The organism is Bradyrhizobium sp. cf659, assembly GCF_900113725.1.
In the GTDB taxonomy this organism is placed as follows: Bacteria; Pseudomonadota; Alphaproteobacteria; order Rhizobiales; family Xanthobacteraceae; genus Bradyrhizobium.
The window spans coordinates 1,115,150-1,127,630 of sequence record NZ_FOQJ01000001.1 but is presented as its reverse complement, the minus strand read 5'-3'; the positions used below and the strand labels follow the sequence as shown (position 1 = coordinate 1,127,630).

Genomic DNA, 12,481 nt, shown 5'->3' with positions numbered 1-12,481 from the left:
ATGATTAGCCACGAAACGCGTCTCAAAGCTCTAGCTCGCCTAGCTAGATCACAAACGGAAGGAGCGAAGTTAACCCTTCGGGAAGAGGTAGCTCAAGCCTCGAAAATACTAATCTCGGAGCGCAACTACGGGCCGCTGAGGTCATCGCTTGATGTGCTAGAGGCAATTGGCCATCGGCTTAGTGCTGAGACCGTCGATGTCTTGGGTACATTTGTGCGTACGGTTGAGCATCGAGATTTGCAGTATCCCGCTGAAGAGCTGGCGGTGTTTGGATCTGGGATTTCCAAATATCAAAACAGCCAAACTCTAGTTGTAAGGGCAATAGAGGTCCTCATAACGCTCCGGTATTTGGAGACGCGCTCCGTTCTTCAAATCTTTCTGGGACTTACAAGGCATGCGTCGGAACAAGTCCAACGCAAGGCTCTTGAAGCGCTTAGCGCCTTGGCGGACTACAACATTGAGGTCTTTTATGGTCGTCAAGGTGTTCGCGGAATCGGCGCAAGGCCCCAGCAGGTAGTTATTGATGAGCTTGCGCAGCTAAGCGATGTTGAGCTGGCGTCCTTTTCGATGGCTGCGTTGGCTCTTTCACGAAGCTTGCTCTCGCCGACAATGGAGGCCAACTCTTGGTCCTTCGAAACCGTCACGCTCTCACGTGGTGCTACGCCTGCTGTGAGCGAGGTGCCGGAGATTCGGCGAAGGGCCATACAATTGCTGGAGCGGCTGTATGGATTAGTGGACTCGATCTCGGAAAGGCTGGCTGTCATTGATGCTCTGCATGATGCAACTAGAAGGCACGACACAGATAGTTTGGACAGCGACGCCAGTAAAATGATTGTGCGGGATACCTCCGAGGTGCTTACCTTCTACGAGCGGCTGATTGGGGGCGCGGACTTGCAAATTGTTCAGCGAATTGAATCGCATAGCTACTGGACCTATTTCCACGCGGGCGATGAAAAGATTAGAGAGAAGGCACTCTGCGTAGAGAGAGAAATTGCGCAGAATCACGAATACCAAATTTATCGGGTGCTTATTGGATTCGAAGGGGTGTTCGGCGACTGGTCCGAGTTGGTAAAATCGGAAAGGGACTTCAGTGCCATAGAACAAATGCGCAAGCAGGCGGCATCGCAATACGCTGCTACAATTACTTCGGCTAACTATGACGATTGGCGAAGTCGTATTATTGCTTTCGCTAAGACCGAATCGAATGATCTCGCAACGTTTCCAATCTTCTACCATTTCTTGGAAGAGTTTGCGAAGCAGGAGCCGGAGCTAGCGCTAAGGCTTGTACAAGAAGATTTGGATGCAGTTGAGCGGTTTCTTATTCCACTCCTGCGTGGGCTGTGGGTGGGGCCAAGGCACGACGCGACGCGAGATATGATCGAGATGTGGATTGATCGCGCAGCGGAAACTGGCGGTCGGCACCTCTTTGTCTCAACAAAGCTGTTTCTTTCAAACGAGGAGTTCGATCTCGACCTTTTGAAACGTCTTCTCGGTGCGGCCGAGCGAACGAAGGAGGTTGCTGTCGTTCGTCAGGTGGTCTCTGTCGCGATTACCAATTTCCGCGAGGGTGGAATGGGTATCGTTGACCAATTGTTCTTGCCCGCGATCGCTGTTCTCACGCGCGAGGATGATGCCGGTTGGATTTTCGACGCGTGGTTTAGACGCGAGCTGAGAGACCTCCTCGCTGCTCTCGACGAACGAAGTGCGGATGCGGTCTTGAGAAATCTCCTAAGTCTACCACGAGTAGACTACCATGCCGAAGAGGTGCTTTGCGCTATCGCTCGAGTTCATCCAACTCAGGTGATCTCGTATTTTGGCGACCGCATCGATATTTCGCTGGAAAGGAGGAGTGAATCTCGCAGGGAGTTCGAGGCTGTTCCATTCGACTTTCATAAGCTGCAGGAGCCGCTTTCGACTATCCCGCGTGAAGCAATTCGGCTGATGCGCGAAAGCTTCGAGAAGGATAGGGCGCTCTTTCAGTTCCTGGGCGGGCGTCTACTGAAGAACATCTTTCCTAAGTTTTCTTCGGAATTTGAGGCTGGTTTGCTCGAATTGGTGAGCGATGGCGGTGATGACAATTATTCATTCGTTCTCGGCGTTCTTAGAAATTACGAGGGGCAGCCAATTATCCATCGCATCTGCCGGGAGATCGTGCGCGAGATTTCGGTTGAAAGCCCTTTGAGATCTGAGGTGGTGGTCGTGCTGGAGGCGACTGGGGTCGTCTCTGGTAGGTTTGGCTTTGCAGATTCCTACGAGCGCAAGCGGGTGGAGATGCTGGAATGGCTTTCCGACCCCGATGATCGAGTGCGAGACTTTGCGGAGGGTTACATCTCTCGACTGGAGCGTATGCGTGACTCGGAGAAAGAGCGAGCAGAAGAAGAAATTGCCTTGGACAAGTTTCGCTACGGTGAGCCGCCCACTTAGGTGTTCGAACCCTGTAATGAACGATTGCGTGTAGGAGGCCGTGCATCACGCGATCTCATAGTTTGTCACCGCATCGCCCTCCGGAGCCTGTGTTAATGTCCGCCGCCACTCCCCCCAACCAACATCTGCATCGACGACCGAAACCGACCCCGAGACCCTCGGCTGGATGCGCGGCTTCCCACCGTCCCCCGACCGCACCATCACCTTCCAAAACGGCTCCTTCCGCAGCTTCCCCGAGCTGCGCTGGGCCTGGAGCAATATCCGGATTACGGTGACAGTGCACTCAATGTGGGGGATATTCGCTTTCTGCGAATAGCACGTGGGTCGGTGGGGCGCGAGCCATAGAGAGGCACGCAATGCCAGCGCCGATACCGGTGCAGGCGGGACCTTCAGGATGATCTCGGAAGCGACCTTCCAATCGTCCTCTGAGCAACGTCGGTTGCTCCCGACGCCAAGGCGCCGGGAGCAGGTTCCTCACTTCGCGAGCGCTGCCTTCTCGATCACCTCAGCGACTTGCTTCGCATGGACCACGAGCGAGGCATGGCTGCCGGCGACTTCCGTCGTCTGGGCCTTGATCCTGGCCGCGAACGATTTCTGGGCCTCGGGCGCGATGACTTTGTCCTTCGTGCTGATGACGTAGAACGTCGGCTTGTCGTACCAGGCCGCAATGTCGACCGGGGCCTCGAACGCAACGTGGTTCAACGGAAGCTGCGAGTTGGCGAGGTGCTCGGCGATCTCCGGAGGAAGGTCGGCCGCGACGGCCGACGGAAACACCTTGGGGTCGATGTACAGATTGCCCTTCGCGTCCGGATGGATCGCATTGCCCCCTTCGGTCGGCGGGCCGGCTTTGGCGAGCGACGCCAGGGATTCACCGATGTCGGGCGCGAAGGCGGAGACATAGACCAGCGCCGAGACCTTGGGATCGTTGCCGGCTTGCGTGATCACCACGCCGCCCCATGAATGGCCGACGAGAACGGTCTTGCCGTCCTGCTTCGCGAGCGCCTGCTTGGTGGCATCGACGTCGGCGGCGAGCGAGGTGAGCGGATTTTCCACGAGCGTGACGCGGTAGCCTTTCTTCGTGAGAATATCGGCAACGGGCTGCCAGCTCGTCTGGTCCACGAACGCGCCGTGCACGAGCACGATGTTGTGGGCTGCGCCCTTGGGCAGTTCGGCGGAATAAGCGGAGCCGACCAATGTCGTTCCGGCCAGGAGCACGGTGGCGGCTGAGAGGAGGATATTTCGCATTGAATGTTCCTGTTGGAATGTCGGACGAAATGAGGTCCGGGGGGAATGGACAGGCGTTTCCAGGTCGCGGTTCTTCCATCCGCCGTTGGCGAAATGGCTGCCGCACGTGATGTCGGCCCGCTGCGGGATGACCTAGTCCGTGGATTTTTCGGACGATAGGGATCAATCGTCCGGATGTTGTGTCCGATCGTCCATCGGATTAGCTTGGGCGGCATGGATATCCTCGCCCAAGTGCTCGATCGCGTTCGTCTCGGTGGGACGTTGCTCTTCCACTTCGAGCTCGGCCACCCCTGGAATCTGGAGCTGCCGGCGCGCCCCTACGCGCTGTTTCACTACCTCAGCCGGGGCTCGGCGACCCTTGCGCTCGAACAGGGACAGGAAATCCAGATGACCGAGGGCGATTTCGTCGTCATCACACGCGGCGAGCCCCATGTGTTTTATTCGGATCGCCGGGCCAAGCCTTTGCAGATTGTGGACCTCGATCGATCGTCGGCACGTCTTGGCGTCGTTCGTCACGGCGGCCGTGCAAAGCCGCTCTCGACCATGATCTGCGGCAATTTCACCGTGTCGCGGCCCTCGTTCGGCAGCGTGCTCGAGCTACTTCCGCCCGTGCTCCTGCTGAAGCCGACGGCGGACGGTGGCTGGCTCGAAGCCATCTTGCGCCGCATGGTCAGCGAGTCCGCGCTCGAGCGTCCCGGGCAACGCGTCGCGCTTTCACGGCTGACGGAAGTGCTCTTTGTCGAGGCGCTCCGAAGCTGGATCGCGTCTCTCAGTCCCGGACAAGGTGGCTGGCTCGGGGCCATATCGGACCCGCATATCGGACCGGCGCTCAAGCTGATCCACGAAAACCCGGAGCGGCCCTGGACCCTGAGCGACCTCGGTCAGTGCGTGGGGCTCGGCCGCTCGGTATTTTCGGCGCGCTTCACCAGGCTCGTCGGTCAGTCCATGCATCGTTACGTGATCGAACGCCGGATGGCGGAAGCGGCGTTCCTGCTTGAAACCAGCGACGAGCCCATCGCACGGATTGCGAGCCGGGTCGGTTACGAGACAGCGGCGGCGTTTTCAAAACTGTTCCACCGACATCATGGCCTGTCGCCCGGCCGCTACCGGACCGCTCAACGCCTTGATGGAAGCCAAGGTCAACCGCACGGTTCGGAAGTGAAAGTCTCCGGTTGAACGTGCGTCAGTTGGTGCCCACCGTGAATGTCAGGCGTGCTGCCAACCTGCAACGCGACCACGCCTCTGCGAACCGCGCCATCCAAAGTCCGGTTCACTATCGCCCACTCTCGCAAGAAGTGGACTGAGCTGCTTCTCCGCCGCGCTTTCATCTCGCTCTCATCGCCCGTGCTCAATCGTCGCACCTTCATGTGAAGCATCTCACACGCACGCTTGCGTCAATGCTGCGATAAAGTACCTGCTGTGATTGTACGTGGTGAATTGGGTTTATTGCGAGGCCCGCCACCACATCGGCTTGAAATGAGCTGCACACGCCAGAACGACATGTTGAAATAGTCTTCAATCGGCCGCTCGGCCGAGGAGAGCTATGGAGACACTATGGCTGACAAACACGAACAGAGCATGGTTGGTACGTGGACCAAAACCACGGCGGCTGCGTGTGCGGACAAGTATCCCGCCACCCTCACATTCTCGACCGGTACCTACCGCGGCATGCGCGGTGAAGGGCAGGGCATGGTGTGGTGGGATGCGGGAATCTACCGTCTCGAGGATCCCAACACACTCGTCGTCGGGACGGCGAACGATGAACTTGTGACCTATCGCATTTCACTCGAGGCCGACCGGTTTGAGTTTACGGATTCCGAGGGCTGTGTCGTGACCTATCGGCGCGCGTAGGATTTTCGCACGCCACAGCTGACTAGAGATAACGCGGGTGTACCCGCGAACGAGCCCGATGCTCACGTCGATCACCTCGCCATTTCAACGAGGAGAATACGACATGTGCAATTGCTCAGAGCATGAGTCCAGTGGCAGCCTTGCGAAGATGACCGGGGCATCGGTCGAGCCGGCGATGAAGCCGCAGGTACCCCTGTCGCACCAGATCAGCTTCAGCGATGACGATTCCGGCGACCAGCCGGCCTCGACCGATCTGCAGCCCTTTCCGCCCTTCAAACTGTGCCGGCTCGACTTTCGCGAAGGCTGCTACCAGATCAACTTCAAGCCGACGGCCGGATTCGTGTCCTTCGAAGGCACGCTGCGCGTCGATCGCTCGGCGCCCGACGGCGGTGCGGACCATCTGATCGTCAGCGGCGATCTCTATTCGCGCCGGCCGGTGATCGGACCGATCCCGCCGCTGCCCCCTGTGGGTCACAAGGACGGAGATGAAGCCGCGGCGGACTCGGGACTGACGAGCGTGGCAGGTTCGCTCAGCGCGGTCGATGAGCCGGTCATTCCGCGTCCGTTTCTCAGGCCGAGGATCCCCATCTTCTCCCGCGCGCGCTATCATTCCTATCTCAGGGTGACCAGTGTGTCCGCGCCGGCCGTGGTCCCGATCCCCAGGAAATGCGAGCTCACGATCGTCGCCGAGCAGTTCAATTACACGCGGCCGCCAGTCGGCCAGTTCAAGGGCACGTTCCCGGCGACGCCGTCGCGCACCGTGACGCTGAAGCTTGCGAAAGTGCCGGCGCCGTTCCCGTTCTCCCTGACAGGCGGGCCGTTCTACGAGGGCCGGCTGTTCGAGGGCGGCGTGGACAAGGGCAGCGTCACGCTCGCCTGGGTGTCGAAGTTCTTCCGCCGCGCGACCCTGGAAATCGATACGCTGGTCGGAGCCGTGCGGCCCGCGCCGGTGCCCGACGGCTCGGGCGGCACGGAGTTCTTCGACACGATCTTCGCCAGGACCGGCTGGCAGTTGACGGTCGTGCAGGACCAGCTCAACGTCCCGGTGCCGTCAGGCGTGGTGGCGACCAATTGCTGGAGCTCCGCGGATCTGCACGCGCTGATGACCAATGTGCGGAATCCGGCGACGAATCTCGACACCGAATGGCGCGTGCACATGATCGTCGTGCCCGCGAAGCTCGGGTGCTCGCGCGGCATCATGTACGACCAGATCGGCGTTCCCCGCGAAGGCTGCGCCAGTTTCTCCGATGACGGCTATCCCACCTCGGACTCGTCGAACTTCGGTCTGGCCGCGAACAGGAAGCAGCGCGACGTGCCGCGTGCGTTCCTGCGCAGCGCGACCCACGAGCTGACGCACACCCTGAACCAGATCCATCAGGAGCAGGAAACCGCGGCCGACAACTCGATCATGACCACGACACCGAGCGTGGCGGACGTGCTCGGCGGTCCCGCGACCGGCGAGCCCGGCGTGTTCCCGGATCAGATCAGGCTCGCGCACAACACCAACGTCCGTCATCACCTGAACCACATGCCGGATCCGGTCATTCGTCCGGGCGGATGGCCGTTCGCAAGCTGGTTCCCGACCGGCGCGCCGCAGGCCGCCGACCGGCACGACTTCGAACCTTCCGAGCTGGCGCTGACGGTGACGGCCACAACCGACCGCGTGGCGCTCGGCCAGCCGCTGGATCTGTCGTGGACGATGACGAATACGAGCGGCGTGTCGCTGCGCGCGCCGAACGACGTCGGCATCGAGGCCTTGTTCGCATCGATCACCGTCACCGATGCCGAGGGGCGCGAGCGTCCGGTCAGGCCCTTCGTCATCCTGTGCGAGCACGCGAAATTGAGCGAGCTCGAACCCGGCAAGAGCGTCACGGCCTCGGCGAAGGTGTTCTGGAGCACGGCGGGCTTCGCCTTCGAGCGGCCGGGCCGCTACCGCGTCGACGTCGCCGTGTCGTGGTCGGCGCAGGGCGTGATGGTGGGCGTGCAGTCGGGGATCGACGTGTTCGTCGACTATCCGTCCAGCGCCACCGACAACCATTCGGCCAATCTCGTGCTGCATCCCGAGGTCGGCAAATGGGTGGCGCTCGGCGGCGATGCCTATCACCTCGGTGAGGCGTGCCGGCGATTGCAGGCTCTCACTCAGACCGCGGCGCCGGCAGGCGAGCAGGCCATTGCCGGCGACGGTGCGGCCGCGCCGCGCGTGCTCGACGGCTTCGCGGACCTGCTGCCGGACCGCGCCAAGCTCGCCAGATTGCGTCCCGAATTGACCGCCGACACAAGCGGCCGCGCGGGACGTGGACCGACGCGAGCAGCCCCAGGCCGCAAACGCGCGGCGAAGGCGAAGAAGCGCACCGGGCGAAAGGGGTAAGTCAAAGCCGGATCGATGGGTATCGTTCGCGCGACCCATCTCATCTTACGCGAGTCACCCGCGCCACGCCGGCGCGGGTGACTCACAATGCCGTTCAGAACCGGGCGTCGATATCGACAACGTCGATCAGCTTGTGATTGACGAATTCCTTGAGGCCAAGTCCCAACAGTTCGCGCCCGTAGCCGGAGCGGCGGATGCCGCCGAACGGCAGGTCCGCCTCGACCTTGGTCGGATGGTTGACGAACACCATGCCGGTCGAGATCTTCCTGGCGACCTCCGCGCCATGCTTGGTGTCGGAGGTGAACACCGAGCCGCCGAGGCCGAACGGGGAATCGTTGGCGATGCGCACGGCATCGTTCTCGTCCTTTGCGCGAAACAGCATCGAGACGGGGCCGAAGAATTCCCAGTAGCGCGCCGGATTGTCGTCGCCGACCTCGGTCAGGATCGTCGGCTGAACGAAGGCGCCCTGGTTGGGAACGGGCGGGCCGACCTGCTCGGCCTTGGCGCCATGGGCGACGGCCTGGCGGATCTTCTCCTTGATCTCATCGGCCGCCGCCTGCGAGGAGAGCGGGGCGAGCGTCGTTTCGGGGGCGAAGGGGTCGCCCGCCCTGAGGCCGGCCACGCCCTCGCGGTAGCGCGCGAGGAACTCGTCATAGACCGCGTCGACGATGATCATGCGCTTGGACGAGACGCAGACCTGACCGCCGTTCCAGTGACGGCCGAACACCGCCCATTTGATCGTCTTGGCCATGTCGGCGTCGGCCAGCACGATGAACGCATCGGCGCCGCCGAGCTCCATGGTCGACTTCTTCAGCGCCTTGCCCGCCTGTGCGGCGACGACAGCGCCGGCATCTTCCGAGCCCGTCAGCGCCACGCCATGGACGCGCGGATCGTTGATGATCGTCTCGACCTGCGAGCGTGTCGCGTAGAGATTGATGAAGGCGCCTTCGGGCAGTCCCGCGTCACGCATCAGCCGTTCGAACGCCGCCGCGCTCTGCGGCACGTTGGAGGCGTGCTTCAGCAGCATGGTGTTGCCGGCCGAAAGCTGCGGGGCGATGATGCGGGCGATCTGGTAGTAGGGGAAGTTCCAGGGTTCGATGGCGAGCAGCACGCCGAGCGGCTCGCAGACGATGACGGCTTCGCCCTCGGCGGGATCGGCGACAGGCAGCTTTTCCGGACGGAGCAGGCGCTCGGCATTTTCGACGTAATATTCGAAGATCTTCGCCGACAGCTCGACCTCGGCCTTCGCTTCGGCGAACAGCTTGCCCATTTCGAGCGTCAGGAGCCTGGCATAGGCGTCGGCGTCCTTGCGCAGCAGATCGGCTGCCTTTTGCAGGATCGCGCCGCGCGCCGCGTAGGACGTCTCGCGCCAGGCCAGGAAGGCCGCATGCGCTGCGTCGATCGCGCGGGCGACCTCGGCATCGCTTGCGGCGGGGAATGTCTTCAGGACTTCGCCCGTATAGGGATAGGTGGTTGCGTAGGCCATGCTTCTTCGTTCCTTCTTCGCATGGGCAGGAGAACAGGTCGTCGCTCTCGGCCGCCACTGCTGATGAAAGGATGGATCACAACCGGATGCGTCACGTTGAGGCAGGTCAAGCGCCGGCACGCCGACGGCGCGGGGACGTGGACCGGCGCGAGCAGCCCCGGGCCGCAAACGCGCGGCGAAGGCAAAGCGCCGGACAGGGCGGAAGGGGTAGGCCGTTTCGCCGGCCCCGATAGGGACAGCCCGTGTCATGGGTGACGGCTGCACTTGCGGCACCATCGTCGCGGCGCGCCGTCACCTGCCTTGCTCAATTCCCGTTCTGAATGATCCTGACGAGCGTTCCGTCGGGATCGATGACGGCACCCACGATTCCTCCCCACGCCTCTCGCTTCGGCCGGTGGGCGCGCGGCCAGCCGGTCGTCATCTCGGGCACACCGGCGGCGAGAGCGGCCGCGAAGAACGCGTTGACGTCATCCAACCGGAGGCAGCAGCTGAACCAGCTCGTCGCAGGGTCGAGATCGGCGTGCGGAAAGAACTCCAGCGTCAAATCGCCTCGCTTCAGGATCATCCACTCCTTGTCGCGCCAGATCAGTTCGAAGCCCAGCGCTGCGTAAAACCTCGCCGTTGCCGCGAAGTCTCGCGAAGGAAGGTTCGGGGTCGCGCTGTCGGTCATCGGGGTGCTCCGCGCGGTCTTATTGCCAGTCGCCTCATCAGCCCGCAAGAGAGCGGCAGGGCCCAGTTTGACGCAGATGGCGGGGAGACGAGCGAAGTTGTCCCGCTCATTGCCAAGCGCACGGCGACGGTCACCTCGGCACAAATGCTGGATGTTGACCACGTGCCGCCATGATACGAGCGAGCTCTTCATCCGCTTCCGGAGCCTGCTTGCATGTCCGTCGCCACCGCCGCCAATCAACAACCCGCATCCGCCACCGAAACCGACCCGGAATCCCTCGGCTGGATGAAGGGATTCCCGCCGGCGCCGGACCGCACCATCACCTTCCAGAACGGCTCGTTCCGCAGCTTCCCCGAGCTGCGTTGGGCCTGGAGCAATGTGCGCCAGCTGGTGCCGACCGTGAACGTCTGGCGTGGGGCAGGGCCCGCATCCGTGCTTCCGCGGGCGGATCACGACATCGGCGCCGTCGCTTCGACCACCATGGACGGCCGGCCCATGACCTTCGCAAAAATGCTGGAGGAGACCTATGCCGACGGCATTGCGGTGCTGCACCGGGGCAAGCTGATCTACGAGCGCTACTTCGGCGCCTTGAAGCCGCACAAGCCGCATATCGGGATGTCGGTGACGAAATCCTTCACCGGCGTGCTCGCGGGCATTCTGGTCAGCGAGGGCGGGATCGATCCGCAGGCGCCCGTCACGGACTACGTGCCGGAGCTGAAGGCGAGCGCGTTCGGCGATGCGCGCGTGCACGAGGTCATGGATATGACCACGGGGCTCGAATACACCGAAGTCTACACCGACAAGAACTCGCATGTGTGGGGCCTGCGGCGCGCCAACGGCATGGCGCCGATTCCGCCTGACTATGACGGCCCGACCAATATTTTCGATTTCCTCATCGCGCAGAAGAAGCAGGGCGAGCACGGCCGGGCCTTTGCCTACAAGACCGTCAACACCGACGTGCTCGCCTGGATCTGCCGGCGCGCCAGCGGCATGACGCTGTCCGATCTTTTGTCCGAGCGCATCTGGCAGCCTATGGGCGCGGAGGAGGACGCGCATTATCACGTCGACCGCATCGGCACCGAGAGCGGCGGCGGCGGCCTGTCGACGACGTTGCGCGATCTTGCCCGTTTCGGCGAGACCATGCGCAATCACGGCCGCTTCAACGGCCACCAGATCGTGCCGTCGTCGGTGGTCGAGGACATTTCGCGGGGCGGTGATCCCGAAAAGTTCAAGCCGGCCGGCTACACCACGTTGCCGGGCACGTCCTACCGCAATCAATGGTGGGTCACCCACAATGCCCACGGCGCCACCATGGCACGCGGCGTGTACGGCCAGGGCATCTACATCGATCCCAAGGCCGAGATGGTGATCGCGCGCTACGCATCGCACCCCGTCGCGGGCAACGCCGCCAACGATCCGGTGACGCTGCCGGCCTACATGGCGCTGGCGAAGGAGCTGATGGCGGGCGGGTAGGGTGTCACCTCTCCCCGCTGGGGAGAGGTGAAGCCGGCACCTCGCCAAACCGCAAGATCGGTCGAGCAAATCATGGCCGTCAGCGGCTAACTGGAGCCGCCACGGAGGAGGGACGATGAAGGCGGCGCTGCAAAACTATCATGACCGGATGCGGCGGGTGCTGGAGCATATCGACCGGCATCTCGACAGTGATCTGGACCTGGAAAGCTTAAGCGCTGTTGCGGCCTTCTCGAAGTTTCATTTCCACCGGCAGTTCACGGCGACCTTCGGGTTGTCAGTGCATCGCTATGTCCAGTTGGCCCGTATGAAGCGCGCTTCCTACCGGCTGGCCTACGCGGACGCCCAAAGCGTCACCGACATCGCGATGGACGCCGGTTACGATGCCCCGGATGCTTTCGCCCGCGCCTTTCGGCAACGGTTCGGGCAGTCGCCGTCGTCGTTCCGCAACTCTCCCGACTGGGAGCCGTGGCTTGTGGCCTTCGGGCCTCTCGACAACGCGAGGAGCAAGCTCATGAAGACTTTTACCCCTGACGACGTGACGATACGCGATGTGCCCCCGACGCGGGTGGCGATCATGGAGCATCGGGGCGACCCGGCAACGCTCGGCGACACCATCCGGCGGTTCATCGCGTGGCGCAAGGCTGCGGGCCTGCACCCCAGGACAAGTCCGACCTTCAATGTCTGGCGGTCCGAACGGCGTCCTGACTCGCCGGCCGCTTACAGCACGGATCTTTGTGTCGGGACCGACCAGCCGATCGAGGCGAATGGCGAAGAGATCAAAGCCGGCGAGATCCCCGGCGGGCGCTGCGCGGTGCTGCGGGTCGTCGGCTACACCGACAATCTGGAGCCCGCCGCGCTCTACCTCTATCGCGACTGGCTTCCGGCGAGCGCATTGGAGGAGATCACAAGAGCTGTGGGGCGGATGAGCCGCAAGGCGTAATCCGCCGTTCTCTCTTCGTCGCGC

General features: G+C 62.3%; 9 protein-coding genes. 6 read left to right on the top strand and 3 right to left on the bottom strand.

Annotation, left to right across the window (positions count from 1 at the left end):
• Entirely contained in the window at positions 1–2,424 is a 2,424-nt protein-coding gene (locus BM118_RS05650; protein ID WP_092182981.1) for a hypothetical protein, read from the top strand.
• Between the two features lie 474 nt (positions 2,425–2,898).
• On the opposite strand, the gene BM118_RS05640 is transcribed toward BM118_RS05650, so the two are convergent.
• The gene (locus tag BM118_RS05640; protein WP_092182977.1) at positions 2,899–3,669 is read right to left on the bottom strand and encodes an alpha/beta fold hydrolase; all 771 of its coding nucleotides are present in this window, start codon (positions 3,667–3,669) and stop codon (positions 2,899–2,901) included.
• A gap of 213 nt (positions 3,670–3,882) precedes the next feature.
• Here BM118_RS05640 and BM118_RS05635 point away from each other — a divergent pair, with 213 nt between their 5' ends.
• The 3 genes from BM118_RS05635 to BM118_RS05625 all read left to right on the top strand — a co-directional run bounded on the left by BM118_RS05635 (position 3,883) and on the right by BM118_RS05625 (position 7,888).
• Complete coding sequence (locus BM118_RS05635; protein ID WP_177234037.1) at positions 3,883–4,845, top strand: AraC family transcriptional regulator; 963 nt, start codon at positions 3,883–3,885, stop codon at positions 4,843–4,845.
• A 378-nt stretch (positions 4,846–5,223) separates the two neighbouring features.
• Positions 5,224–5,520 (top strand): hypothetical protein, encoded by a 297-nt coding sequence (locus BM118_RS05630; protein ID WP_092182973.1) that lies wholly within the window; start codon positions 5,224–5,226, stop codon positions 5,518–5,520.
• A gap of 103 nt (positions 5,521–5,623) precedes the next feature.
• Positions 5,624–7,888, top strand: coding sequence for a hypothetical protein (locus BM118_RS05625; RefSeq protein ID WP_177234036.1), 2,265 nt, complete (start codon positions 5,624–5,626; stop codon positions 7,886–7,888).
• A 94-nt stretch (positions 7,889–7,982) separates the two neighbouring features.
• Here the strand turns inward: BM118_RS05625 and BM118_RS05620 are convergent, their stop codons facing one another.
• A complete protein-coding gene (locus BM118_RS05620; RefSeq protein WP_092182969.1) occupies positions 7,983–9,374 on the bottom strand; it encodes an NAD-dependent succinate-semialdehyde dehydrogenase in 1,392 nt (463 codons plus the stop codon).
• A gap of 304 nt (positions 9,375–9,678) precedes the next feature.
• Positions 9,679–10,044 carry a bleomycin resistance protein gene (locus BM118_RS05615; protein WP_092182967.1) on the bottom strand — a complete coding sequence of 122 codons (366 nt, stop codon included), beginning with the start codon at positions 10,042–10,044 and terminating at the stop codon, positions 9,679–9,681.
• A 213-nt stretch (positions 10,045–10,257) separates the two neighbouring features.
• Here BM118_RS05615 and BM118_RS05610 point away from each other — a divergent pair, with 213 nt between their 5' ends.
• Positions 10,258–11,517, top strand: coding sequence for a serine hydrolase domain-containing protein (locus BM118_RS05610; protein WP_092182965.1), 1,260 nt, complete (start codon positions 10,258–10,260; stop codon positions 11,515–11,517).
• 115 nt (positions 11,518–11,632) lie between these two features.
• On the top strand, positions 11,633–12,457 hold the full coding sequence (locus BM118_RS05605) for an AraC family transcriptional regulator (protein ID WP_092182963.1): 825 nt from the start codon (positions 11,633–11,635) through the stop codon (positions 12,455–12,457).
• Positions 12,458–12,481: the final 24 nt, after the last annotated feature.